The organism is Paracoccus sp. (in: a-proteobacteria) (assembly GCF_030604785.1).
Classification (GTDB): Bacteria; Pseudomonadota; Alphaproteobacteria; order Rhodobacterales; family Rhodobacteraceae; genus Paracoccus.
In genome coordinates this window covers 1-25,023 of record NZ_JAUVVF010000014.1, presented here as the reverse complement: position 1 = coordinate 25,023, position 25,023 = coordinate 1, and the positions used below count along the sequence as shown (strand labels likewise).

The window sequence follows — 25,023 nt, the reverse complement described above, 5'->3', positions numbered from 1 at the left end:
TCAGCGCTCTCCCTCGGGGTTGGGCGTGTCGGCGGGGCCGTCCGCGGGCAGCAGGCGGCCCAGTTCGGCCATGATCTCGGCCATCTGGGCCATCTCGGCCTCGCGGGCGGCGCGCAGGGCGGCGATCTCGGCCTCCAGCGCCTCGACCGCCTCGTCGCGGGTGATGCCGCCGGTTTCGGCCGCCTCGATCAGCAGCCGGTTCGCGGAGGCCAGCACGTCATTGGCCGCGCTCAGCCGCGCGGCTCCGTCCTGGGCGTCGCGCAACTGCGCCTCGGTCTCGCGCAGGGCGGTCTCGAGCTGGCCGATCTGTGGATCGTCGCCCGCGCGGGGCCTCGCCGTGCCGGCCTCGAGAAGCTGGTCGATGCGGTCGAGCGCGGCGGCAAGCCGGCGTTCGCTGGCTGAGATTTCGGTCATGGCGGCATCGGTCCCGTATCTGCTGTGGCCCGGTTGTCGCATGACCGGACAGGCCAAGACAAGCATCAGCGGGCCGGGCAGGCCCATCCCCGCCCGGCCCGCACGCGTTCACGCCAGTTCGCGCCGCTCGGCCCGAAGGCCGCTGACTACCGCATAGCAGGCGCCCAGAAGCACCAGCGTAAAGGGCAGCCCGGTCGAGACCGCCATCGCCTGCAGCGCGACCAGCCCGCCGCCCAGAAGCAGCGCGATGGCCACCGCGCCCTCGATGCCCACCCAGAAGATGCGCTGCGGAACGGGCGCGTTCACCTTGCCCCCCGCCGCGATCGTGTCGATCACCAGCGAGCCCGAATCCGACGAGGTGATGAAGAACACGATCACCAGCACGATCCCCACGACCGAGGTGAGGGCCGCCAGCGGCAACTGGCCCAGCATCTCGAAGAGCTGCAATTCCAGCGGTGCCTCCAGGATGCCCGCAAAGCCCTCCTGCGTCAGCGCAATGGCCGTGCCGCCAAGCGCGGTCATCCACAGCACCGAGATCAGCGAGGGCACGATCAGCACCGCCGTCAGCAATTGCCGCACCGTCCGGCCGCGCGAGACGCGCGCGATGAACATGCCGACAAAAGGCGACCAGCTGATCCACCACGCCCAGTAGAAGGCCGTCCAGCCCTGCCGGAAATTGTCGTCATCGCGCCCGAACGGATTGGACAGAGGCGCAAGCTCGGCCACATAGGCGCCCAGATTGCGGAAGAACCCGCCCAGGATCGCCAGCGTCGGCCCGACCAGGATGACGAAGACCAGCAGGATCAGGGCCAGGACCATGTTCGCCTCGGACAGGCGCTTGACGCCCTTTTCGACGCCCATCACCACCGAGACGCCTGCGACCAGCGTGATCGCCAGGATCAGCCCGACGCGCATCCAGTCATCGTTGGCGGCACCGAACAGATAGGCCATTCCCGCCGTCGCCTGCTCGGCCCCCAATCCAAGCGAGGTCGCCAGCCCGAAGATCGTCGCCAGCACCGCCAGAATGTCGATGACATGGCCCGGCCAGCCCCAGATCCGTTCCCCGAGGATCGGATAGAAGACCGAGCGCAGCGTCAGCGGCAGACCCTTGTTATAGGCAAAAAGCGCCAGCGCCAGCGCGACGACCGCATAGATCGCCCAGGGGTGCAGGCCCCAGTGGAAGATCGTCGCCGCCATGCCCAGCCGTTCCGCCGCGGCCGCATCGCCCGCGGCCCCGCCAAGGGGCGCCCAGTCGACGCGCGCGCCGCCCTCCAGCGCGGGGCCGGCCAGCGCGGCCTCGAAATGACCAAGGGGTTCGCTGACGCCGTAGAACATCAGCCCGATCCCCATGCCCGCCGCAAAGAGCATCGCAAACCAGCCCGGAAGGCTGAAATCGGGCGTCGCGTCCGGCCCGCCCAGCCGGACCGAGCCCAGAGGCGACACGATCAGCGCCAGGCACAGCAGCACGAAGACATTGCCCGCGAGCAGGAAGAACCAGTCCATCCGCGCGGTCAGCGTGTCACGCAGGCCGCCGAAGAAGGGCTCCATCTGGTCGGGAAAGACCAGCGTCACCGCCGTGAAGACCACCACCGCCAGCGCCGAGATGCCGAAGACCGGATTGTGGATGTCGAAGGGGACGGCGCCCTTGCCCTCGATATTGTCCTGCCCGATCGTGTAGTCGGTCTCGATGATCGCGGTGGGGCCCTCCGGTTCGGGCAGCGGTTCAACCTCGGGTTCGGCAGGTTCCGGGGTGGGTTCGGGGGCGGGCCTGTGGCGCCCCGACAAGGCCTCGGCCTCGCGTTGCCGGTCTCCGGGCTGGCCGCGATGGCCGCGCCGTCCTCCGGGTTCGGTTCGTTTCTCCGACATTCTGTCCCTTTCATCGGTTGCGCGCAGGCCGGGCGGAAAGCCGCCATGTCACGCAGATTTAACCATTGATGCGGGAACAAAATGCCTGCCGCCGCCCGGGGGTTCCGCCCCGATGTCCAACGGTCCGTCTTGGCGCGCGGCCGGGCTGCGCCTATAAGGCCCGCAGGCGAGACAAGGATATCCCATGCGCAAGGCCACGATCACCCGCACCACATCCGAGACCCAGATCGAGGTCGCGCTGAACCTTGACGGGACCGGGCGCTACGACAACCAGACGGGCGTGGGCTTTTTCGACCACATGCTGGACCAGCTGTCGCGCCATTCTCTGATCGACATGACCATCCGCGCCAAGGGCGATCTGCATATCGACGACCACCACACGGTCGAGGATACCGGCATCGCCATCGGCCAGGCGCTGGTCGCGGCGCTTGGCGACAAGAAGGGCATCCGCCGCTACGGCAATTTCCTGCTGGCGATGGACGATTCGCTGGTGCGGGCGGCGCTGGACCTGTCGGCGCGGCCCTATCTTGTCTGGAACGTGGACTTCCCGACCGAGAAGATCGGCACGTTCGACACCGAACTGGTGCGCGAATTCTTCCAGGCGCTGTCCACGCATGGCGGCATCACCCTGCATGTCGACCGCCTGCACGGCCTGAACAGCCACCACATCGCCGAGGCCGCCTTCAAGGCCGTGGCCCGCGCGCTGCGCGAGGCGGTCGAACCCGATCCGCGCATGGCGGGCGTGCTGCCCTCGACCAAGGGGGCGCTGTGATGCGGGTCGCGCTGGTCGATTACGACAGCGGCAATCTGCATTCGGCCGAAAAGGCGTTCCAGCTGATGGGCCGCGATGCGGGCGCCGAGGTCGTGGTGACCTCCGACCCCGAGGTCGCCGCCCGTGCCGACCGCATCGTGCTGCCGGGCGACGGGGCCTTTCCCGCCTGCCGCGCCGCCCTGGGCGAGGTGGACGGCATGGCCGAGGCCATCCGCGACGCGGTCCTGACGCGCGGCGTGCCGTTCATGGGGATCTGCGTCGGCATGCAGATGCTGGCCACGACGGGGCACGAATACCGCCTGACCCCCGGCCTCGACTGGATCGGCGGAGAGATCCGCGCCATCGCCGCCCCCGGCCTCAAGGTGCCGCATATGGGCTGGAACGATCTGGTGATCGACCGCCCGCATCCGGTGCTGGACGGGATCGCCACGGGCGATCACGCCTATTTCGTCCATTCCTGGCAATTCCAGGTCGCCGATCCCGCGCATCTGCTGGCCCATGTGGATTACGGCGGGCCGGTCACGGCGGTGGTGGGGCGCGACAATATCGTCGGCACCCAGTTCCACCCCGAAAAATCCCAAGCCGTTGGCCTGCGCCTGATCGCCAACTTCCTGCGCTGGAACCCCTGACGCATATCCGGCGGACAGTTCCGGGCTGAGGGCGGAAAACGCCCCGCCCCGGCCCGCCGCGCCTCTGGACGCCGGACGCCGCGCAGGCTTTCCTGTCCCCGATCACAGGAGACGCCCATGGACCCGCTTGAACGCCGCATCGCCATCGCCCGAGGGGACGCGCCCGCCGATATCGTGCTGCGTGGCGGGCAGGTATTCGACCTGATCACCGGCACGATGATGCCGGGCGATGTCGCCATCGCGGGCGACCGCATCGCGGGGATCGGCCGCTATGACGGCGCGCGCATCATCGACGTGGCGGGACTGACGCTGGTGCCGGGCTTCATCGACACGCATCTGCATGTGGAAAGCAGCCTGATCACGCCGCATGAATTCGACCGCTGCGTGACCCCGCGCGGCGTCACAACCGCGATCTGCGACCCGCACGAGATCGCCAATGTCGCCGGTCTGGACGGCATCCGCTGGTTCCAGAAGGCGTCCGAATGCCTGCTGATGGACCTGCGGGTGCAGCTTTCCTCCTGCGTGCCCTCGACCGAGATGGAGACCGCGGGCGCGCGGATCGAGGCCGCCGATCTGGCAGAGGTCATGGGCCACCCCTCCTCGATCGGTCTGGCCGAGTTCATGAACTATCCCGGCGTGATCCACCGCGATCCCGCCGCCATGGCCAAGCTGCGCCTGTTCGCGGGCGGCCATGTCGACGGCCATTGCCCGCAGCTGACGGGCTGCGATCTAAACGCCTATATCGCCGCGGGCATCCGCACCGAACACGAGGCGACCACGGCCGAAGAGGCGCTGGAAAAGCTGCGCAAGGGCATGCGCGTCCTGATCCGCGAGGGCTCGGTCAGCAAGGATCTGGATGCGCTGGCCCCGGTCCTGACCGAGACGACCAGCCCCTATCTGTGCCTCTGCACGGATGACCGGAACCCGCTGGACATCGCCGAACACGGGCATCTGGACCACATGATCCGCCGCCTGATCGCGCTTGGCACGTCCCCGCTTGCGGCCTATCGCGCCGCATCGCTGTCGGCGGCCGAGGCGTTCGGGCTGAAGGATCGCGGCCTGATCGCGCCGGGCCTGCGCGCGGACATTGTGGCGCTGGACGATCTGGCGACCTGCCGGGCGCGGCTGGTGCTGGCGGGCGGGCGCGTCGTGGACGAAGCGGCCTTTGCGTCCCGCCCCGCGCTTGACCCCATCGCCCGCGCCTCGGTCCGCGCGCCGACACTGGCGCCGCAGGATTTCCGCGCCTCGGGCAACCGCGTCCAGACCCCGGTGATCGGCATCATCGAGGGCAAGATCATCACCGAGCACCTGACGATCGACATCGCGCCCGAGGATGGCGACAAGCGCCCTGACATCGACCGCGACCTCTGCCGCATCGCGGTGATCGAACGGCACGGGCGAAACGGCAACATCGCCACGGGCTTCGTGCGCGGTTTCGGGCTGGAACGCGGGGCCATCGCCTCGACCGTGTGCCACGACCACCACAACATCGCGGTGGTCGGCACCGATTATGACGACATGACGCTGGCGGCGAACCGTCTGGCTCAGATAGAGGGCGGCTTCGTCGTGGCCCGGGAAGGGCGGATCCTGGCCGAACTGCCGCTGCCCGTCGCGGGCCTGATGAGCCTCGATCCGTTCGAGACGGTGCACGAGAAGCTGATCGCCCTGCGCGCCGCCGCGCGCAGCCTGGGGACAACGCTGGAAGAGCCCTTCCTGCAACTGGCCTTTCTTGCCCTGCCGGTCATTCCCGCGCTGAAGATCACCGATCGCGGCATGGTCGATGTCGCCCGGTTCGAGATCATCGCCCCCTGAACCCGCCCCGGACCTGTTCGGGATGCTGCGGCAGCCCCGTCAGCCGGCCTGGACGCGCGCGACCTCGGCGATGGCGCGGGCGACGGCATCCTCGATGCTCAGCGCACTGGTATCCAGCAGCACGGCATCATCCGCAGGCCGCAGGGGTGCCGTTGCCCGGGCGCTGTCGCGGGCATCACGCTCGCGCAGTTCGGCTAGCATCCGTGCGGGATCGGCGCCCAGTTCGGCCGCCCGGCGCGCGGCGCGCACCTCGTCCGAGGCGACGACATACAGCTTCAGCGCCGCCTCGGGGCAGATCACCGTGCCGATATCGCGGCCGTCCAGCACCGCGCCCGGCTCCTGCATGGCAAAGCGGCGCTGGAAGTCGACCAGAGCCTCGCGCACTTCGGGGATGGCGGCGACGCGGCTGGCCGCCTGCCCGGCCTCGGCGCTGCGCAGGTCGTCACGCTCCATGTCGATGGGGCGCAGGGCGCGCGCCGCCTCCACCGGATCGCCACCCTTGGCGCCGGTCGCCCGGTAAAGCAGCCCGGTATCCAGATGATGGAACCCGAAATGCTGCGCGATGGCCCGCGCGATCGTGCCCTTGCCCGAGGCCGCCGGCCCGTCGATGGCGATTGTGAATGGCATGGCTGCTTCGCCCTCCGCCTGCGCGCTGTTGGTGGTGCTGCGCCTGCATCATTTGCATGTCCGGGTCGCCATCGTCCAGCAACCGCCGGGGATTTTCTTGTTTCGGGCCGAAGTTTTCCCTTGGCATGACCGCAGTCACGATTACCAATGAAATTATTGCGAAAGATAACTATTGAAGCCGAGATTTCATGCCCATCGATCACCTCCAGAAGATCGCCCGAGCCCCCGACATCGACAGCCTGCGGGCGGCCTTTCTCGATGCGGTGGCGGCGCAGGGCTTCGCGAACGTCTTCTATGCCGCCCGTTTCCTGCCCGCGCTGCCGAACCTGTCGCGACAGGACCAGGATGTCGTGATCACCAACATGCCCGAGGCGCTGCTGCGCGCGGTGCGCCAGACGCGCGACGGCCAGCCCGCGCTCTGGGCTCAATGGGCCTCGCGCAACGACGGATCGATCTCTGGGCGCGAATTGCGAAAGATGCTGGTCGATCCCGGTGCGGCTCTGCCCCCCGATCTGGAGGCCGCGCGCCAGTTCGGGATGGAGGCGATCCAGATCGTCAGCCTGCGCAGCCAGGTAATGCGCTGGACGGGTGCGGTGCTTCTGAACCCCCGCGCCGGTGCAAGCCACGATGAACTCGAGCAATTGTGGAGCGACTGCCGCCGCGAGGTGGGTCTGATCTGCCGCGTGGCGCATTTGCGGCTTGCCACCATTCCCCATAACAGCGGCCAGCCCCTGTTGACCCCGCGCCAGCGCGAGGTTCTGGAATGGCGCTCGGCGGGCAAGACTGTGGGCGAGATCGCCACGATCATCGGCGTCACCCCCGCCACGGTCGAAAAGCACATGCGCCTGGCGCGCGAGGCGCTTGGCGCGCAGACCACGGCGCAGGCGATCCTGCGCGCCCATGTCGCGCACGAGCTGTTCCCGCGACAGAGCCAGATCAAGCCGCTGGCCTGATCCGGCAGCGAACGGGGTCAGGGGTGGGGTTTCCCCGACTTTTCATGCAGGGCCGGGGACGGCACATCTTGGGTGTTCCGTGAGAGGTGGCACTTTGTGCCAGGAACCCGAGCCCCGCCTTGCGGTGTTGCCTTCGGCGGGGAGCGGCCGGACCCTGGGTTCGGCGGACTGCCGGTCGGGCCATGCCTGCCGGCAGTTTCGCGTTGCGGCCCCGGCCGGCCCTTTTCAGCCTCGGCGATCCGCGCCAGACTGCACGAACCGCGCAGCAGGAGGCAGCCTTGACCGACACCATCGACCCCGAGATCCGCGCCCAGCTAGAGGCGAGTTTCGCCGCTCAGGGCCTGATGGCCCATCTGGGTGCAAGGCTGGCCGCCATCGCGCCCGGCGAGGTTACGCTGCACCTGCCCTTTGGCGGGCACCTGACCCAGCAGCACGGCTATTTCCACGCGGGCGGCACGGCGGCGATTGCCGACAGCGCGGGCGGCTACGCGGCCTTCACGCTGTTTCCGCCGGGCTTCAACGTGCTGACAACCGAATTCAAGCTGAACCTGCTCAGACCCGCCGAGGGCGATCACCTCGAGGCGACGGGCCGCGTCATCAAGGCGGGCCGCACGCTGACCATCTGCCAGCTGGATGTCTGGGGCGTGACCGGGACCGGACGCCGCCACGTCGCCACGGGCCTGCAGACGCTGATCCGCGTGCCCGACCCGGCGGCCGGGACCGCCGGACACGCCGCCCCGTGACAGCGCGTTATCGTTAGCGTAAACACTGGCTTGAACGAAATGGCTGGGGGAATGCGCGGCATGGAAAAGGCGGGAATCGGGCTGATCGGATTGGGCACGATGGGGGCGGCTCTGGCGCTGAACATCGCCGAAAAGGCCAGCCGGATCGCGGTCTGGAACCGCACGACCGAGGTGACGCGGCGCTTTCACGCCGATGCGGGCGATCTGGCCCCGCGCATCATCCCGACCGAAAGCCTGGCCGATCTGGTCGCCTCGATCGAAAGCCCGCGCGCGATCATCCTGATGGTGCCCGCGGGTCAGGCGGTCGATGACCAGCTTGCCGCGCTGACGCCGCTGCTTGATGCCGACGATCTGGTGATCGATGCGGGCAATGCCGATTTCCATGACACGAATCGCCGGGCGGCGGCGGAGCTGCCGTTCCGCTTTCTGGGCATGGGCGTGTCCGGCGGCGAGGAAGGCGCGCGCAACGGCCCCGCCATCATGGGGGGCGGCAGCGCCGAGGATTGGGCGCGCGTCGCCCCGATCATGGAGGCCATCGCCGCCCGCGCCGAAGACGGCACCCCCTGCGCGGCCCGGATGGGCGATGCGGGCGCGGGCCATTTCGTGAAGATGGTCCATAACGGCATCGAATATGCCGACATGCAGATGATCGCCGAGGTTTACGGCCTGATGCGCGACGGGATGGGGCAGGATGCCGCCGCGATCTCGGACATCTTCGCCCGGTGGAATCAGGGCGTGCTGCAATCCTACCTGATCGAGATTTCCGCCGCCGTCACCGCCGCGCGCGACCCGCTGACCGGCCAGGCCATGCCCGACGTGATCCTGGACCGCGCCGGCCAGAAGGGCACCGGCCGCTGGACCGCGATCGAGGCGCAGCACATCGCCGCCCCGATCCCGGTCATCGAGGCCGCGGTGATGGCGCGCAACCTCTCGGCCCGGCTGGCCGAGCGGCAGGCCGGGCAGGCGCTGTTCGGCGCGGCGCCCGGACCGGTGAACCTTGCCCCCGAGGCGCTGGAACAGGCGCTGATCGCCGGCAAGATCCTGTGCTATGCGCAGGGCTTCGCGATGATCGAAGCCGCCTCGGCCCGCTTCGGCTGGACGCTGGACCTGCCGCAGATCGCGCGCGTCTGGCGGGCGGGCTGCATCATCCGCTCGGCCATGCTGAACGACATGGCCGAGGCTCTGGCCGAGGACCCGTCGCGCAATCTGGTCATGGCGCCGTTCTTCGCGGACCTCTTGCGCCGGGCCGTCCCCGATCTGCGGGCGGTGGTGACGGCGGCGATCGGCGCGGGCCACGGCCTGCCCGCGCTGGCGCAGGGGCTGATCTGGTTCGACATGGCGCGCACCGCGCGCGGCACCGCGAACCTGATCCAGGCGCAGCGCGACTTCTTCGGCGCGCATGGCTACGACCGGATCGACGGGCAGGACGCCCCGCACGGCCCCTGGGGCCTGAAGGGCTGAGGCAGGATCACCCGCGCGGGCGGCCGATCTCTCCCAGGGTCAGGACGGGCGATGCGTCGATGCCGCTGGCATTCAGCATCGCCGCGACCCGCTCCAGACTGGCGACCAGCATCGCCTGTTCCCAATCCTGCAGGGCCTGAAAGCCCTGCACGAAATTCTGCTGCAACGCATCGGGGGATTCGGCCAGTGCCTTGGCCCCGGCCTCGGTCAGCTTGACCAGCAGGTGCCGGCGATCCGCGACAGATCGTTCGCGCAGCACATAGCCGCGCTTCTCCAGCTGATCGACCAGGGCCGTCACCGTGGCTTGGCTGACCCCCATCCGCCCCGCCAGCCGCGAGGGCGGCGCCTGCCGGCCCGTCTCGGCCGACAGGATCTGAAGCACGCGCAGCTTGGCCGGGGTCAGCCCGGCCGCCTGCGCCAGTTCGCGTTCATATTGTTCGGTGGCGCGCAGGATGCGGCGCAGCGCGATCAGCGCAGCGTCGGTGCGCGCAACGGGGATGGGGTCACTCATCCCTTCTTCTAACATCCCTTCGCCCCGCAAAGCAATTCGCCGCGCATCGGCGATTCTTTGCCAATCGAAGCATCCCCAGCCAGCACAGGCTGCAGAAGCCGTTCGGGTCGCAGAAACCCGGCTGAAAATGCACGGGATCATCCGCCCTTCGGCAGAAGGTTGAAACCAGATCACGCGCCAGTTATTTAGTATGCCTAAGCAATAGAGGACAGAGCCCATGCCGCGAGACCTGCCGCTTGACGACCGGACCGACCGCACCCTTCGGCTGCGCAAGCCCGAGCCGACGGACGGACCCGCCATCTGGGCGCTGATCCGCGCCTGCAAGCCGCTGGACGAGAACTCGCTTTACTGCAACCTCGTGCAGGCCGAGCATTTCTCGGACACCTGCATCCTTGCCGAACGCGAGGGCGAGGTTCTGGGCTGGATTTCGGGGCACATGATCCCGAACGAGGATGCGCTGTTCATCTGGCAGGTCGCGGTCAGCCCCAAGGCGCGCGGCCTGGGACTGGGGCGGCGCATGCTGAACGACCTGATCCGGCGCGAGGCGTGCCGCGATGCGCGCCAGCTTCGCACCACCATCACGCGGGACAATCAGGCCAGCTGGGCGCTGTTCCGCAGCCTTGCCCGCCACCTGGGCGGCGAGATCAAGGCCCGCCCCCACTATACCCGCGCCGAGCATTTCGGCGGGCGGCACGCGACCGAGCATCTGGTCACGATCCCCCTGCCCCCGGCAGCGCGCCGCAGTGCCGCACGCCTGCGCGCCGCCTGAACACCCCCCCCACACACATCACACGCGGCACATCCGCGAAAGGACAAGACATGCCCAAGGACATGGCGCAAGCCAGCTTCGAGACCGACATCTTCACCCGACGCGAAAGCGCGGCGCGATCCTATTGCCGCAGCATTCCGGCCCTCTTCACCAGCGCGCAGGGCTCGATCATGCGCGACGCCGATGGGCGCGAGCATATCGACTTCCTGGCGGGCTGCTCGTCGCTGAATTACGGCCATAACGATCCCGACATGAAGGCCGCCCTGATCGAGCACCTGACGGGCGACGGGATTGCGCATGGGCTGGACCTGCATACCGACGCCAAGGCGCGGTTCCTTGACGCCTTCGAGCGTCACATCCTGACGCCGCGCGGCATGGACCACCGCGTCATGTTCACCGGCCCCACCGGCGCCAACGCCGTCGAGGCCGCGATGAAGATGGCGCGCAAGGCGACGGGCCGGACGAACATCATCGCCTTCACCAACGGGTTTCACGGCGTGACGATGGGCGCGCTGGCCGCGACCGGGAACGGCTATCATCGCGGCGGGGCGAGCATGGACACCCAGGGCGTCACGCGCATGCCCTATGACGGTTATGCCGAAGGCGTGGACAGCGCCGCGCTGCTGGAACAGATGCTCTCCGACCGCTCGGGCGGGATCGACGCGCCGGCAGCGATCATGCTGGAACTGGTTCAGGGCGAAGGCGGGCTGAACGCAGCCTCGCCGGAATTCGTGCAGCGCGTGGCGCGGATCGCGCGCGAGCATGGCGCGCTGCTGATCATTGACGACATCCAGGCCGGTTGCGGCCGCACCGGGCGCTTTTTCTCGTTCGAGGAGATGGGCGTGACCCCCGACCTGGTGCCGCTGGCCAAGTCGATCTCGGGCTTCGGGCTGCCGCTGGCGATGGTGCTGGTGCGTCCGCAACACGATCTGTTCGGCCCGGCCGAACATAACGGCACCTTCCGGGGCAACAACCATGCCTTTGTCACCGCACGCGTAGCGGTCGAGAAGTTCTGGTCCGACGATGCCTTCCAGGCCGATCTGACCCGTCGTGCCGCCCTGATCGAGCGCCGCCTGAAGGCCGTCGCCGCGCTGATCCCCGGCGCCTATCTCAAGGGGCGCGGGCTGATGCGGGGCGTCGATGTCGGCTCGGGCGAGGTGGCGGGCGCGATCTGCGCGCGCGCCTATGAGGGCGGCCTGATCATCGAGACCTCGGGCAACGAGGATCAGGTGGTCAAGGTTCTGGCCCCCCTGACGACGCCCGATGCGCTGTTCGACAAGGGCTTCGACATCCTCGAGGCCGCGACCCGCGCCACCCTGTCCGAAAACGCCATCGCTGCGGAGTAACGCCATGATCGTTCGCAATTTCCACGACCTGAAGAACACTGACCGCTCGGTTTCCGACAAGCACTGGAATTCGGTCCGAATGCTCTTGGCCGATGACGGGATGGGGTTTTCCTTCCACATCACCACGATCGGCGGCGGGACCGAGCACACGTTCCACTACAAGCACCATTTCGAAAGCGTCTATTGCATCTCGGGGAAGGGCTCGATCGAGGATCTGGCCACCGGCGAAGTCCATCCGATCACGCCCGGCGTGATGTATGCGCTGGACAAGCACGACAAGCACGTCCTGCGCTGCGAGGAAACGCTGGTCTTCGCCTGCTGCTTCAACCCACCCGTGACCGGAACCGAAGTTCACCGCGAGGATGGCAGCTACGCCCCTGCCGAGGAGACCGCATGACCAGGGCCAGCCATACCGTCGAGAAGATCGGAGGCACCACCATGTCGCGCATCCATGCGCTGCGCGACAGCCTGCTGATCCGCGATCCCGCCTCGCCCTATGGCCGCGTCTTCGTCGTCTCGGCCTTTGGCGGCATCACCAACTTGCTGCTGGAGCACAAGAAATCCGGCGAGCCGGGCGTCTATGCCGCCTTTGCCAGCGGCGAGGGCGATCACGGCTGGCTGGCGGCGCTGGATCGCGTGCAGGACGCGATGCGGGCGGCCCATGCCGATGTGCTGGACCACCCCGCCGATCTGGAACGCGCCGATGCCTTTGTCCGCGACAGGCTGGAAGGGGCGCGCAACTGCCTGATCGACCTGCAACGCCTGTGTTCCTATGGCCATTTCCGTCTATCGGAACACATGCTGCAGATGCGCGAGCTGCTGTCCGGTCTGGGCGAGGCGCATTCGGCCTTTGCCACCACGCTGATGCTGCAGCGTGCAGGCATCGCGGCGCGCTTCGTCGATCTGTCGGGCTGGCGCGATCAGGACGAGGTCGATCTGGACCAGCGCATCACGGCCGCGATGGCGGCTGTCGATCCGGCCAGCGAAATGCCCATCGTCACCGGCTATGCCCAGTGCCGCGAGGGGCTGATGCGCGAATTCGACCGGGGCTATTCCGAAGTGACCTTCTCGCGGCTGGCCGCGCTGACCGGCGCGCGCGAGGCGATCATCCACAAGGAATTCCACCTGTCCTCGGCCGATCCGCGTCTGGTGGGCGAACAGGCGGTCCGAAAGCTGGGGCGCACCAATTACGACGTGGCCGATCAGCTGTCCAATCTGGGGATGGAGGCGATCCACCCCAAGGCCGCCAAGACCCTGCGCCAATCCGGCGTGGCGCTGCGCGTCACCAACGCCTTTCAGCCCGACGATCCCGGCACCCTGATCGACGATTGCGCCGCCGAGACCGCCGCGGTCGAGATCGTGACCGGGCTGGAGCTTTACGCGCTGGAGCTGTTCGAACAGGACATGGTCGGGGTCAAGGGCTACGACGCCGCCATCATCGAGGTGCTGACGCGCCACAATGTCCGCATCGTGTCCAAGGTCTCTAACGCGAACACGATCACGCATTACGTCGACGCCAGTCTCAAGCTGCTGCGCCGCGTGACCCGCGATCTTGAGGAACGCTACCCTTCGGCGCAGGTGGGGCTGCGCGCCGTGGCGATGGTGGCGGCTGTCGGGCGCGATCTGGACGGGCTGTCGGTGCTCAATCGCGGGCTGAACGCCCTGGCCGATGCCGGCCTGTCCGCGATCGGCGCCAGCCAAGGGCCTCGCCAGGTCGATGTGCAGTTCATCACCGAACGCGAACAGATGGAGGACGCGATCCGCGCCCTTCACGCCGCGCTGATCGAGGCCGAGGCCCCCGCGATCCGCGCTGCTGCGTGACTTTCGCGCGCCGCCCTGGAGGGGGCGGCGCGCTGTATCCTCAGACGATACGGGTGGTCAGCGGGGACAGGCCGTCGATCTCGACCAGCAGCGTCTGACCCCTGGTGCAGGCGGCCACGCCTGCGGGCGTGCCGGTATAGATCAGGTCGCCCGGCGCCAGCGCGACCAGTCGCGACAGATGCGCGATGATCTGCGGAACCGGCAGGATCATCTGCGCCAGATCGCCTTGCTGACGCACGGCGCCGTCAACCGACAGCCGGATGAAGCCCGCCTCCAGCGGCCCGGTCTCTGACACCGGACGCAGCATCCCGCAAACGGCCGAATTGTCGAAGCCCTTGGCCACGTCCCAGGGGCGGCCCTTTTCCTTGGCCTCGGCCTGAAGATCGCGGCGGGTGAAGTCGATCCCCGCCGCATGGCCCCAGACCAGCGCCGATGAATCCTCGGGCGCGATGTCGCGTCCGCCGCCGGAAAGGGCGACGACCAGTTCGGCCTCGAAATGCAGTTCCCGGGTTGCGGGCGGATAGGGCATGTCGGCGTCGCCGGTCAGCACCGCATCGGCGGGCTTGCCGAAAAAGAACGGATCGGCGGGGTCATGGCCCATCTCGCGCGCATGGTCGGCGTAATTGCGCCCCACGCAGAAGATGCGCCGCACGGGAAACCGGCCGCCGCCGGCGACCGGGACAAAGGGGCGTTCGGGCGCGGGAATGATGAAATCGCTCATGCGGCAAAGACCCCTTCCCAGTCGCGGAAGCCCTTGATCTCGATGGGATTGCCGCTCGGATCGGTGAAGAACATCGTGCGCTGCTCGCCCGGCTCGCCCTGAAACCGGATGACGGGCGGGATGTCAAAGGCGATGCCATGCGCGGCCAGACGGTCGGCCAAAGCCAGCCAATCCTCCAGCGGCAGGACGGCGCCGAAATGAGGCATCATCACGCGATGCTCGCCCACATGGCCGGTGCGGTCGGTGGCGAAGGGCTGGCCCAGATGCAGCGAAAGCTGGTGGCCGAAAAAGTCGAAATCGACCCAGGTCGGGGCCGAGCGCCCCTCGGCGCAGCCCAGGACGCCGCCGTAGAAGGCGCGCGCCTCGTCGAGATCGGTGACATGGATGGCAAGATGGAACAGTGATCGCATGGAATCCTCCTGCCCCTAGGGATAGCGCAGCCGCGCGCCCGGCACCACCGCCGAGACACGTGGAACGATTTTCCACATGTGACGCACCCCTTGCGGCCAGACCCGCCCGCGCCTATGTTGAGCCTGTTCGGGGCAACCCGGACTATGGACATAAACGCGCTCGTAATAAGCGGATCGGACCCGGGGGCGGTACCCGGCGGCTCCACCAGATCACCCTCGTTGGGGGACAATGGGGCCGAAACAGGATCGACGAACGTCTAAAGGGGTTTGCTTTGTCTCGGTGAGCTACCACCGATATCGGTGCAAATTGTACAGTTGCCAACGACAACCGTGCTCCGGTCGCTCTGGCTGCGTAAGCAGCTCGGGTAACCGAAACCTAAAGCCCTTGCGCCTAGCAGCGTAAGGCGGGGCCCGCAGGAGCCTGGCAACAGAATCCTGCATTTTCCCTTCCTCATCGCCTCTTTTCATCCCCGCCCATATCCCTATGCTTGGCGCCGAGACAGGAAGGGTGATCACATGGCGCGTGCCGGAATCGATTATGGCGGGATGATGCATCGCGCGATGCAGGGCTTGATCGCCGAGGTCCTGCGCAAGATCGCCGACGAGGGGCTGCCGGGCGAGCATCACTTCTTCATCACCTTCGACACGCGCGATCCCGACGTGCAGATGGCCGACTGGCTGCGCGCCCGCTATCCCGAAGAGATGACCATCGTCATCCAGCACTGGTTCGACAATCTCAGCGTCGATGACGAGGGGTTCACCATCACGCTGAACTTCGGCAATTCGCCCGAACCGCTGCGCATCCCGTTCGATTCGCTTCGCACCTTCGTCGACCCCTCGGTCGAGTTCGGCCTGCGCTTCGAGACGCAGGACCATGACGACGAGGATGAGGACGAGGACGCCGAGTTCGAGCTTGATGCCGAGGATGACGGCGACGACACGCCCCCCTCGGGCGGCGGCGAGGTCGTGCGTCTGGACCGCTGGCGCAAGTAGCAGCCGACCGGCCGCCGCTGATCGAGGCATCGCGGGGGCTTGCCTGAGGCGGCGCGACCAGGCTTGATGCGGACCATCGCAGCAGAGGAAATCCCATGTCGGTCATGCGCGGCCTGTCGGCCTTTCCCATCACTCCCGCCACGCCCGAAGGTCGGGTGATCGAGGCCGATCTGCGCCGCATCCTGACCCGCCTGGTCAGGGCCGAGGTGGACAGCATCGGCCTGTTGGGCAGCACCGGCAGCTATGCCTATCTGACGCTGGACGAACGGCGCCGCACGCTCGAGATCGCGCTGGACGTGACCCGCGGGCGTGTTCCGGTGATCGCCGGGATCGGCGCCCTGACCACCCGCGACAGCGTGGCGCTGGCCCGGCACGCGGCCGAGGCGGGGGCAGAGGGGCTGCTGCTGGCGCCCGTCAGCTATACGCCCCTGACCGAGGACGAGATCGTCGCGCATTACGCCGCCGTGGCCGATGCCGGGGGGCTGCCGCTCTGCATCTACAACAACCCGACGACGACCCGCGTCACCATGAACCACGCCCTGATCGCGCGACTGGCCGCCCTGCCCCATGTCGAGGCGATCAAGATGCCGCTGCCCGCGGCGGGCACCATCGCGGACGAGGTCGCAGCCCTGCGCCCCCTGCTGCCCGAGGATTTCGTGATCGGCTACAGCGGCGACTGGGGCTGCACGCGCGCGCTTCTGGACAAGGCCGATGCCTGGTTCAGCGTTGTGGCGGGCCTGTGGCCCGACATGACGCTGACCCTGTCCTGCGCCGCGCAGGCCGGGGATGCGACCGGAACAAGGCGGACCGAGGAACGCTTTCAGCCGCTCTGGGATCTGCTGCGCCGCTATGGCAGCCTGCGGGTCGCCCATGCCGCCGCCCGGCTGATGGACCTGACCGAAGCGCAGCCCCAGCCCCCGATCATGCCCCTGCCCGAGGCCGAGATCCCGGCCCTGCGCGCGGCGATCCGTGCGATGGAAGCGTGATGTTAGCGACGGCATACCGTCGCATACGAATTGCACCCGAGCGCCCTTCCCGCTAAACCACGCGCGAAACCGTGAGGGAGCGACCCGATGACCAAGACCCGCACCGAAACCGACAGCTTCGGCCCGCTCGAGGTTGACGCCTCGAAATACTGGGGCGCGCAGACGCAGCGTTCGATCATGAACTTCCCGATCGGTTGGGAACGCCAGCCGGTCCCGATCATCCGGGCGCTCGGCGCGATCAAGCTGGCCGCCGCGCGGGTGAACCGGGCGAACGGCGATCTGCCCGCCGATCTGGCCGACGCTATGGAACAGGCCGCGATGGAGGTCTTCCAGGGCAAGTTCGATGACAACTTCCCGCTGGTTGTCTGGCAGACCGGCTCGGGCACGCAGTCGAACATGAACGCGAACGAGGTCATCTCGAACCGCGCGATCGAGATCATGGGCGGCGAGATGGGCTCGAAGAAGCCCGTCCACCCCAACGATCACTGCAACATGGGCCAATCCTCGAACGACACCTTCCCGACCGCGATGCATGTCGCCATCGGCATGCTGGCGCGGGACACGCTGCTTCCGGGGCTGGAAAAGCTCGCCGCCGCGCTGGAGGCGAAGTCGGACGAGTTCAAGGACATCATCAAGATCGGCCGCACCCATACCCAGGACGCCACGCCCCTGACCCTGGGCCAGGAATTCGGCGGCTACGCCCATCAGGTCCGCAAGGGGATCGAGCGTGTCCGCGCCTGCCTGCCCGACATCTACGAGCTGGCGCAGGGCGGCACCGCCGTCGGCACCGGGCTGAACACCAAGAAGGGCTGGGACACGGCCATCGCGGCCGAGATCGCTAAGATCACCGACCTGCCCTTTGTCACCGCGCCGAACAAGTTCGAGGCGCTGGCCGCCCACGACGCGATGGTCATGTTCTCGGGCGCGCTGAAGACGGTGGCGGGCAGCCTGTTCAAGATCGCCAACGACATGCGCCTGCTGGGCTCGGGCCCCCGCTCGGGTCTGGGCGAGCTGATCCTGCCCGAGAACGAGCCGGGCAGCTCGATCATGCCGGGCAAGGTGAACCCGACCCAGGCCGAGGCGCTGACCATGGTCTGCGCCCATGTCATGGGCAACGACGCCGCGGTGGGCTTCGCCGGCAGCCAAGGTCATTTCGAGCTGAACGTCTACAACCCGATGATGTCCTACAACGTGCTGCAATCCATGCAGCTTCTTGGGGATGCGGCCTCCAGCTTCACCGACAACATGGTCGTGGGCACCAAGGCCAATGTCGAGCGGATCGAGAAGCTGATGAAGGAATCGCTGATGCTGGTGACGGCACTGGCGCCGACCATCGGCTATGACAACGCCACCAAGGTCGCCAAGACCGCGCACAAGAACGGCACGACCCTGCGCGAAGAGGCGATCAATCTGGGTTTCGTCGATGGCGAGACCTTCGACCGGATCGTGCGCCCCGAGGACATGATCGGCCCCAAGGGCTGATCCCTCTTGACCATCACGACAAGGGCGCGCCAGATTGGCGCGCCCTTCTGCATTGCAAGGCCGTGGCCATGACCAAGCCGATCAACCTGCGCCAGTTCCGCAAGAACCGCGCCCGCACCGAGGCCCGCGCGGCCGCCGATGCGAATGCCGCCAGGCATGGCGAACCCCGCGCCCTGCGCGAGGCCCGCGAGGCCGAGGCCCGCCGCGCCGACCAGCGGCACGAGGATCACCGCCGCGATGATTGACCTGCCCCCGATGTCCGCGCCGCGCAAACGCTCGGTCACGATCGAGGGGCACGCGACCTCGGTCTCGCTGGAGGACGCGTTCTGGCGTGCGCTGGACCAGCAGGCGCGGCTGATGGGGCTGACCCGTGCCTGCCTGATCGGCCGGATCGACCGCGCCCGACCGCCCGAGGTCGGGCTGGCCACCGCGCTGCGGCTTTTCGTGCTGGCGCAGGTCCAGGCCGGGCCCGCTCAGCCCGAGGCCGCAACCGAGGCGGCCAGTTCGTCCCAGCATGCCAGCGCGTGACCGGCATACATCACCGCCGGCCCGCCGCCCATCTGGATGCACATGGCCAGCACGTCGCAAAATTCCTCGCGCGTGCCGCCCGCCTTCATCAGCGCCTCGACATGGAAGTTGATGCAGGGCTCGCAACGCTGCCCAAGCGCCGAGCCAAGCGCCACGAATTCCTTTTCCTTGACCGACAGCACGCCCTGATCCTTGGCCGCCTTGCTCAGCGCGCCGAAGGCCCGCGTCGCCTCGGGGATGGCCTTGTTCAGCGCGCGCAGCTCGCCGCGCATGGCCTCGATCTTGTCGGAATAGCTCATTCATCCTCTCCCGCGGCGGGATCGCCGCAAGGCAGGATCGGTCACGGCGGGGCGCGCCGCCTTGACCTCGATCAAGTCACATTCTGCGTTCGGAATATCACCGCCGCAGACGCGCGATCAGCGAGGACGTGTCCCACCGCCCCCCGCCCATGCGCTGAACCTCATGGTAGAACTGGTCGACCAGGGCGGTGACGGGCAGCGAGGCGCCGATCTCGTCCGCGGTCTCAAGGCAGATGGCCAGATCCTTGCGCATCCAGTCCACCGCGAAGCCGTGGTCGAAATGGCCTTCGGCCATGGTCTTGTGGCGGTTGGCCATCTGCCAGCTTCCGGCGGCGCCCTGGCTGATCACCTCGACCAGCAGGGCCGTGTCCAGACCTGCGCGTTCCGCGAAGGCCAGCGATTCCGACAGGCCCTGCACCAGCCCGGCAATGGCGATCTGGTTGCACATCTTGGCCATCTGCCCGGCGCCGGCATCGCCCATGCGGCGACAGATCCGGGCATAGGCGTCGATCACGGGCTCAGCCTTGGCGTAATCTTCGGGGCTGCCGCCGCACATGACCGAAAGCTGCCCGTTCTCGGCCCCCGCCTGCCCGCCCGAAACCGGGGCATCGACATAGCCCAGCCCCGCCCGATGCGCGGCCTCGGCCAGTTCGCGCGTCACCTTGGCCGACACCGTGGTGTGGTCGACGAAAACCGCGCCCGGGGCCATGCCCGCGAATGCGCCGTCGGGGCCAAGGCAGACCTGCCGCAGATCGTCGTCATTGCCCACGCAGGCCATCACGAAATCGGCGCCCGCCGCCGCTTCGCGCGGGGTGGGCGCATGGGCGCCGCCATGCTGCGCGACCCAGGCCTCGGCCTTGGCGGGGCTGCGGTTGTAGACCGTCACCGCATGGCCCGCGCGCATCAGATGCCCCGCCATCGGAAAGCCCATCACCCCCAAGCCCAGAAACGCCGTCTTCGCCATGTCGCGCCCTCGTTGCCGTGATCCTGCCTGCGTGCCGGCCGCGTTGAAATGGCCTGCTTGCTGGCTTATGGACCACAGCATCACCCGAAGCGCGGCAGGGTCAATCCCCTGCCGCCCAACAGCCGACCCTCAGCCCCAAGGACCGTCCCCCGATGCTGACCCTGTTTCGCTGGCTGCTGCGGCTGACCGTCGGCCTTTTGGTGCTGACGGTGCTGGCGGGGGTGCTGACCTGGTATTTCGCCGTCCGCTCGCTGCCCGATTACGCGATCAGCCATCGGGTCGAGGGCATCTCGGCCCCGGTCGAGATCGTCCGCTCGACCGAGAACGTGCCCCATATCTTCGGCGAGACGGATGCGGATGTGTTCTTCGCACTCGGCCTCGCTCATGCCCAGGACCGGCTGTTCCAGATGACGCTGCTGCGGCGCACCGCTCAGGGTCGCCTGGCCGAGCTTCACGGCCCCCGCGCCGTGCCGCAGGACGACCTGATGCGGCGGCTGGGCCTTTACACGCTGGCGCGGCGCTCGGTCGAGGCGCAGGACGCCCCCACGCGCGAGGCGCTGGCTGCCTATGCTGCCGGGGTGAACCAGTGGATCCGCATCGTGAACGAGGGCGCGCGAGGACGCGGCGCGCCGGAATTCTTCCTCTTTCCCGACGAGATCGCCTATTGGCAGCCTGCCGATTCGCTGGCGATCCTCAAGCTTTACGCGGCCAGCATGACCGATGCGGCCTCGGACGAGATCCTGCGCGCCCGGCTGTCGCTGGCCTGGCCCCAGCACGGGGCCGAGATCGTCGCGCGGCCCGGCCTGCCGCGCCCCGCCGCCCCCTATGCCGACATCTTCCCCGAGGCACGTTTCGCCAATCCCGAACGCCGCAGCGATCATGACTCGGTGCGCGCGCCGCGGAGCTATCTGCGCCCGGGCCTGTCGCTTGGCGCCAGCGCCTTCGCCGCCGCCCCGCGCCGCACCATCGGCGAAGGGGCGCTGCTGGCGGGCGATCTGCATGGCCGGCTGACGGCGCCGTCGCTGTTCTATCTGGCGCGGCTGGAACTGTCCTCGGGCGGGGTGATCGGCGCGACGATCCCCGGCATGCCGGTGGTGCTGACGGGCCGCAACCCGTCTCTGGCCTGGGCGCTGACGCCTGCGGGTCTGGACGACGCCGATATCGTCATCGAAGAGGTCCAGCCCGGCAATCCGAACCGCTATCGCGGCCCCGAAGGTTGGCTGGATTTCGAGACGCGGCGCGAGATCATCCGCGTCCTCGACGGCGAGGACCAGACCATCACGCTGCGAAACACCCGCAACGGCCCGGTCGTGCCGGGGCTGGAGCCGGGATTGCGCGATGTCGTTCCCATCGGCCATGTCGCGGCCCTGCGCTGGACCGGGCTGTCGGCTCAGGACAGCAGCATGTCGGCGCTGATGGCGCTGATGCAAAGTGCCGATGCCGACCGCGCCGCCACCGCGCTGGAACCCTTGGTCGCACCGGCGCTGAACGTGCTGCTGGCATCCGAGGATGCGGTGCATTCGCTGATGGCAGGGGCAAGGCCCGAGCGCGGCGCCGACCATCCGACGGGCGGCTTGCTGCCCGCGCCCGGCTGGCTGCCCCAGTCGGAATGGACCGGCCTGACCGGCCTGGTCGCCGCGCCCGCCCAGCCCGACAGCGGGATGGCTCTGGCCACCGAAGAGCCGGGCCGCCTGGACCCGCGCCGGTCCCGGCTCGCGCGTCTTCTGGGCGACCGCGAGGTTCATTCCCGCGACAGCTTCATCGCGGCGCAGCTGGACATCGTCAGCCCGGCAGCCCGCGCGCTGCTGCCTGTGGTCGGTGCCGACCTGTGGTTCACGGGCGATCCCGCCCCCCCCGGCACGCCCGAGCGGCAGCGGCAGGACGCGCTGGCCCTGCTGGCGGAATGGGACGGCGCGATGAACGAGCACCTTCCCGAGCCGCTGATCTATTCTGCCTGGATGAGCGCGCTTCAGGACCGGCTGATCCGGGACGAGATCGGCCCGCTGGCAGACGACATCCACAGCCTGCAACCGGCCTTCATCGAGGCGGTCTTCCGCAATGTCGACGGCGCCTCGCGCTGGTGCGACATCGTGCAGAGCGCGGCGACCGAGGATTGCATGACCATCGCCCGTCAGTCGCTGGACCGCGCCATCCAGGACCTGACGGCGCGCTTCGGCCCCGATGTCGAAAGCTGGCGATGGGGCGACCGGCACGAGGCCCGGCATATCCATCCGGGTCTGGGCAACCTGCCCGCCCTGGGCTGGATCACGAACATCACGCAATCGATCTCGGGCGGCGATTTCACGGTGGCGCGCAGCGGTCTGTTCGGGCGCGGACCCGAACCCTTTGCCGCCGAGGACGGCGCGACCTTCCGCGGCGTCTTCGATCTGGCTGATCCCGACTCGTCGGTCTTCATCATCTCGACGGGGCAATCCGGGCACCCGCTGTCGCGCCATTACGACGACCTGTCGCGGCTGTGGCGCCGGGGCGAATATGTGGGCATGTCGCTGGACCCGGCGCTGGCGCGGGCGGCGGCGGTCGGGGTCACCACGCTGACCCCGGCGAACTGAACGCGTAAACGCAAACGGGGGGCGTAAGGCCCCCCGTCATGACGATCAGCTGACGCAATCAGAAATGAATGGCGCGTCCATAGGCGTCCAGAACCGCCTCGTGCATCATCTCGGACAGGGTTGGATGCGGGAAGACCGTCTCCATCAGGTCCTGCTCGGTCGTCTCGAGCTGACGGCCGACGACATAGCCCTGGATCAGCTCGGTCACCTCGGCGCCGACCATGTGCGCGCCCAGCAACTCGCCCGTCTTCGCATCGAAGATCGTCTTGATCATCCCCTCGGGCTCGCCGAGAGCGATGGCCTTGCCGTTGCCGATGAAGGGGAAGCGCCCGACCTTGACGTCATAGCCCTGCTCCTTGGCCTTGGCTTCGGTCAGCCCGACGCTTGCGACCTGCGGGTGGCAATAGGTGCAGCCGGCGATCGAGCCCGGCTTGATCGGATGGGGATGCCCGCCCGCGATCAGTTCGGCCACCATGACGCCCTCGTGGCTGGCCTTGTGCGCCAGCCAGGGCGCGCCGGCCAGATCGCCGATGGCATAGACGCCCTCGACCCCGGTGCGGCAATACTCATCCGTCACCACATGGGTCCGGTCGACCTTGATCCCGGCCTCTTCCAGACCCAGCCCCTCGGTGTTGCCGACGATGCCGACGGCCGAGATGACCGTGTCGAAATCGCGCGTCTCGGTCTTGCCGCCGGTCTCGATATGGGCGGTGACGGTCGAACCCTTGCGGTCCAGCTTCTTGACCGTCGCCTTTTCCAGGATCGTCATGCCCTGCTTGACGAACTGCTTCTTGGCGAAGGCGCTGATCTCGGCATCCTCGACCGGAAGGACGCGGTCCATCACCTCGACCACGGTCGTCTCGGCGCCGAGCGTGTTGAAGAAGCTGGCGAACTCGATCCCGATGGCGCCCGAGCCGATGACCAACAGCTTCTTCGGCATATGCGGCGGCACGAGGGCGTGTTTGTAGTTCCAGACCTGCTTGCCGTCCGGCTCCAGCCCCGGCAGTTCGCGCGCGCGCGCGCCGGTGGCCAGCACGATGGACTTCGCGGTCACCTCCTCGGTGCCCTTGTCGCTCTGGACGGTGACCTTGCCCTTCCCGGCCAGCTTCGCCTCGCCCATGATGACCGTCACCTTGTTCTTCTTGAACAGGTGCCCGATCCCGCCGGAAAGCTGCTTGGCAACCCCGCGCGAGCGTTTCACCACCGCGTCGAGGTCATAGCCGATCCCGTCGGCCTTCAGCCCGAAATCCTTGGCCCGGTGCATGAGGTGATAGACCTCGGCCGAGCGCAGCATGGCCTTGGTCGGGATGCAGCCCCAGTTGAGGCAGATGCCGCCCAGATGTTCGCGCTCGATGCAGGCGACCTTGAGGCCAAGCTGCGCGCCCCGGATCGCCGCGACGTAACCGCCCGGTCCGGCGCCGATCACCACCATGTCGAAACTCTGGGCCATGACATTCCCCGCTGCCTGAGATATAGTTCAGCGTTAAACCATTTGCGCGCAGGCGGCAAGCGCGCCCTCGGACAGGCCGGAAGCCCCGGTCAGGCGGTGCCTTGGGCGCCGTCCGATTGCGCTTCGTCCAGCACGATCTCGACCGCGACGGGGGTGGCGCTTGGGGTGATGACGGCAAAACTGCCCTGTTCGTCGGGCGTCAGCGCCCGGCGCTGCGTCGCACGCCATGCGGCATAGGCGGTCAGCGCGGCCAGCAGCACGCCCATATAGACCCAGTATCCGTCCGGCCCGATCACATCCATCAGCCAGCCGGTGATGACCGGGCCGCCCATGCTGCCGATCCCGTAGATGAACAAGAGCCCCGCCGAGGCCGCGGCCATGTCGCTCTGGTCCAGGTAATCGTTCGTGTAGGCCAGAAGCAGGGCATAGATCGGGTTCGCCACGCCGCCCATGATGGCCCCGGCGATCACCAGCCCGACCGTCCCCGGCTGCGCGGCGATCACCAGCAGCCCGCAGAGGCCCCCTATGGCCGACAGGATCAGCACCAGCTTGCGGCGGTCATAGCGGTCCGAGATCCAGCCGATCGGATATTGCAGCACCAGCCCGCCCGCATAGATCGCGGCGACGAACAGGCTGATCTGCGCCACCGACAGGCCGATCATCGCCCCCCAGACCGAGGACATGCCCGACAGCGCCGCAAAGACCCCGCCCATCAGGAAGATCCCCACGCAGCCAAGCGGCGAGGCGCGGTAGAGCCTGCCAAAGGACATCCGCTTGATCGTCTCGAATTGCGGGGCGGGCTGGGCCGACAGCAGGATCGGCGTGAAGGCCAGCGAGACCAGCACCGAGGGGATGATGAACAGCAGATAGCCCGCCGGATCGCCCACGTTCAGCAG

At 68.0% G+C, this 25,023-nt stretch carries 27 protein-coding genes and 1 other RNA gene; 18 read left to right on the top strand and 10 right to left on the bottom strand.

What is annotated here, in order from left to right; translation table 11 throughout:
• Nucleotides 1-414: a hypothetical protein gene (locus QAR72_RS06545; RefSeq protein ID WP_304616564.1), complete on the bottom strand. Its 414-nt coding sequence runs from the start codon at nt 412-414 to the stop codon at nt 1-3.
• 108 nt (nt 415-522) lie between these two features.
• A complete protein-coding gene (locus QAR72_RS06540) occupies nt 523-2,280 on the bottom strand; it encodes a BCCT family transporter (protein ID WP_304616563.1) in 1,758 nt (585 codons plus the stop codon).
• A gap of 184 nt (nt 2,281-2,464) precedes the next feature.
• Between QAR72_RS06540 and hisB the strand changes: the two genes are divergently transcribed.
• From hisB to ade, 3 genes are all read left to right on the top strand, one after another.
• Nucleotides 2,465-3,052 (top strand): imidazoleglycerol-phosphate dehydratase HisB, encoded by a 588-nt coding sequence (hisB, locus tag QAR72_RS06535; protein ID WP_304616562.1) that lies wholly within the window; start codon nt 2,465-2,467, stop codon nt 3,050-3,052.
• A complete protein-coding gene (hisH, locus tag QAR72_RS06530) occupies nt 3,052-3,681 on the top strand; it encodes an imidazole glycerol phosphate synthase subunit HisH (protein WP_304616561.1) in 630 nt (209 codons plus the stop codon). The genes hisB and hisH overlap by 1 nt, the downstream gene beginning before the upstream one ends.
• A 117-nt stretch (nt 3,682-3,798) precedes the next feature.
• Nucleotides 3,799-5,493, top strand: a complete 1,695-nt coding sequence (gene ade, locus QAR72_RS06525; protein ID WP_304616560.1) for an adenine deaminase — start codon at nt 3,799-3,801, stop codon at nt 5,491-5,493.
• Nucleotides 5,494-5,532: 39 nt separating this feature from the next.
• Here the strand turns inward: ade and QAR72_RS06520 are convergent, their stop codons facing one another.
• Entirely contained in the window at nt 5,533-6,120 is a 588-nt protein-coding gene (locus tag QAR72_RS06520; RefSeq protein ID WP_304616559.1) for a (d)CMP kinase, read from the bottom strand.
• On the opposite strand from QAR72_RS06520, the gene QAR72_RS06515 reads away from it, so the two are divergent.
• From QAR72_RS06515 to gndA, 4 genes are all read left to right on the top strand, one after another.
• A complete protein-coding gene (locus tag QAR72_RS06515) occupies nt 6,101-6,271 on the top strand; it encodes a hypothetical protein (RefSeq protein ID WP_304616558.1) in 171 nt (56 codons plus the stop codon). The genes QAR72_RS06520 and QAR72_RS06515 overlap by 20 nt on opposite strands.
• Nucleotides 6,272-6,308: 37 nt before the next feature.
• Nucleotides 6,309-7,073 (top strand): helix-turn-helix transcriptional regulator, encoded by a 765-nt coding sequence (locus QAR72_RS06510; protein ID WP_304616557.1) that lies wholly within the window; start codon nt 6,309-6,311, stop codon nt 7,071-7,073.
• A gap of 278 nt (nt 7,074-7,351) precedes the next feature.
• The gene (locus QAR72_RS06505) at nt 7,352-7,816 is read left to right on the top strand and encodes a PaaI family thioesterase (RefSeq protein ID WP_442953561.1); all 465 of its coding nucleotides are present in this window, start codon (nt 7,352-7,354) and stop codon (nt 7,814-7,816) included.
• A 60-nt stretch (nt 7,817-7,876) separates the two neighbouring features.
• A complete protein-coding gene (gene gndA, locus QAR72_RS06500; RefSeq protein ID WP_304616556.1) occupies nt 7,877-9,277 on the top strand; it encodes an NADP-dependent phosphogluconate dehydrogenase in 1,401 nt (466 codons plus the stop codon).
• A gap of 7 nt (nt 9,278-9,284) precedes the next feature.
• Here gndA and QAR72_RS06495 read toward each other — a convergent pair whose 3' ends face one another.
• Entirely contained in the window at nt 9,285-9,788 is a 504-nt protein-coding gene (locus QAR72_RS06495) for a MarR family winged helix-turn-helix transcriptional regulator (RefSeq protein WP_304616555.1), read from the bottom strand.
• Nucleotides 9,789-10,005: 217 nt separating this feature from the next.
• Here QAR72_RS06495 and ectA point away from each other — a divergent pair, with 217 nt between their 5' ends.
• From ectA to QAR72_RS06475, 4 genes are read left to right on the top strand one after another with little or no spacing between them, the layout of a single operon-like run.
• A complete protein-coding gene (gene ectA, locus QAR72_RS06490) occupies nt 10,006-10,557 on the top strand; it encodes a diaminobutyrate acetyltransferase (protein WP_304616554.1) in 552 nt (183 codons plus the stop codon).
• Between the two features lie 50 nt (nt 10,558-10,607).
• The gene (ectB, locus tag QAR72_RS06485) at nt 10,608-11,903 is read left to right on the top strand and encodes a diaminobutyrate--2-oxoglutarate transaminase (RefSeq protein WP_304616553.1); all 1,296 of its coding nucleotides are present in this window, start codon (nt 10,608-10,610) and stop codon (nt 11,901-11,903) included.
• A gap of 4 nt (nt 11,904-11,907) precedes the next feature.
• Nucleotides 11,908-12,300, top strand: a complete 393-nt coding sequence (locus QAR72_RS06480; protein WP_304616552.1) for an ectoine synthase — start codon at nt 11,908-11,910, stop codon at nt 12,298-12,300.
• A complete protein-coding gene (locus QAR72_RS06475) occupies nt 12,297-13,724 on the top strand; it encodes an aspartate kinase (protein ID WP_304616551.1) in 1,428 nt (475 codons plus the stop codon). The genes QAR72_RS06480 and QAR72_RS06475 overlap by 4 nt, the downstream gene beginning before the upstream one ends.
• A gap of 40 nt (nt 13,725-13,764) precedes the next feature.
• On the opposite strand, the gene QAR72_RS06470 is transcribed toward QAR72_RS06475, so the two are convergent.
• Complete coding sequence (locus QAR72_RS06470; protein WP_304616550.1) at nt 13,765-14,445, bottom strand: fumarylacetoacetate hydrolase family protein; 681 nt, start codon at nt 14,443-14,445, stop codon at nt 13,765-13,767.
• The gene (locus QAR72_RS06465) at nt 14,442-14,855 is read right to left on the bottom strand and encodes a VOC family protein (RefSeq protein WP_304616549.1); all 414 of its coding nucleotides are present in this window, start codon (nt 14,853-14,855) and stop codon (nt 14,442-14,444) included. Before QAR72_RS06465 ends, QAR72_RS06470 begins: the two co-directional genes overlap by 4 nt.
• 86 nt (nt 14,856-14,941) lie before the next feature.
• Between QAR72_RS06465 and ssrA the strand changes: the two genes are divergently transcribed.
• From ssrA to QAR72_RS06435, 6 genes are all read left to right on the top strand, one after another.
• Nucleotides 14,942-15,297: a transfer-messenger RNA gene (gene ssrA / locus QAR72_RS06460) on the top strand.
• A 74-nt stretch (nt 15,298-15,371) separates the two neighbouring features.
• A complete protein-coding gene (locus QAR72_RS06455; protein ID WP_304616548.1) occupies nt 15,372-15,848 on the top strand; it encodes an SspB family protein in 477 nt (158 codons plus the stop codon).
• Between the two features lie 95 nt (nt 15,849-15,943).
• Nucleotides 15,944-16,834, top strand: a complete 891-nt coding sequence (locus QAR72_RS06450; RefSeq protein WP_304616547.1) for a dihydrodipicolinate synthase family protein — start codon at nt 15,944-15,946, stop codon at nt 16,832-16,834.
• Between the two features lie 87 nt (nt 16,835-16,921).
• On the top strand, nt 16,922-18,316 hold the full coding sequence (fumC, locus tag QAR72_RS06445) for a class II fumarate hydratase (protein ID WP_304616546.1): 1,395 nt from the start codon (nt 16,922-16,924) through the stop codon (nt 18,314-18,316).
• A gap of 68 nt (nt 18,317-18,384) precedes the next feature.
• Nucleotides 18,385-18,561 (top strand): DUF4169 family protein, encoded by a 177-nt coding sequence (locus tag QAR72_RS06440; protein ID WP_304616545.1) that lies wholly within the window; start codon nt 18,385-18,387, stop codon nt 18,559-18,561.
• A complete protein-coding gene (locus tag QAR72_RS06435) occupies nt 18,554-18,844 on the top strand; it encodes a ribbon-helix-helix domain-containing protein (RefSeq protein WP_442953560.1) in 291 nt (96 codons plus the stop codon). The genes QAR72_RS06440 and QAR72_RS06435 overlap by 8 nt, the downstream gene beginning before the upstream one ends.
• Here the strand turns inward: QAR72_RS06435 and QAR72_RS06430 are convergent.
• The gene (locus tag QAR72_RS06430; RefSeq protein ID WP_304616544.1) at nt 18,790-19,143 is read right to left on the bottom strand and encodes a carboxymuconolactone decarboxylase family protein; all 354 of its coding nucleotides are present in this window, start codon (nt 19,141-19,143) and stop codon (nt 18,790-18,792) included. The genes QAR72_RS06435 and QAR72_RS06430 overlap by 55 nt on opposite strands.
• Nucleotides 19,144-19,240: 97 nt before the next feature.
• Entirely contained in the window at nt 19,241-20,107 is an 867-nt protein-coding gene (locus tag QAR72_RS06425) for an NAD(P)-dependent oxidoreductase (RefSeq protein ID WP_304616543.1), read from the bottom strand.
• A 152-nt stretch (nt 20,108-20,259) separates the two neighbouring features.
• On the opposite strand from QAR72_RS06425, the gene QAR72_RS06420 reads away from it, so the two are divergent.
• On the top strand, nt 20,260-22,677 hold the full coding sequence (locus tag QAR72_RS06420; RefSeq protein WP_304616542.1) for a penicillin acylase family protein: 2,418 nt from the start codon (nt 20,260-20,262) through the stop codon (nt 22,675-22,677).
• Nucleotides 22,678-22,735: 58 nt separating this feature from the next.
• Here QAR72_RS06420 and lpdA read toward each other — a convergent pair whose 3' ends face one another.
• Together lpdA and QAR72_RS06410 are read right to left on the bottom strand one after the other, a co-directional pair.
• Complete coding sequence (lpdA, locus tag QAR72_RS06415) at nt 22,736-24,127, bottom strand: dihydrolipoyl dehydrogenase (RefSeq protein WP_304616541.1); 1,392 nt, start codon at nt 24,125-24,127, stop codon at nt 22,736-22,738.
• An 89-nt stretch (nt 24,128-24,216) separates the two neighbouring features.
• Nucleotides 24,217-25,023: MFS transporter (locus QAR72_RS06410; protein WP_304616540.1), on the bottom strand; the 807-nt coding region annotated here is incomplete at its 5' end.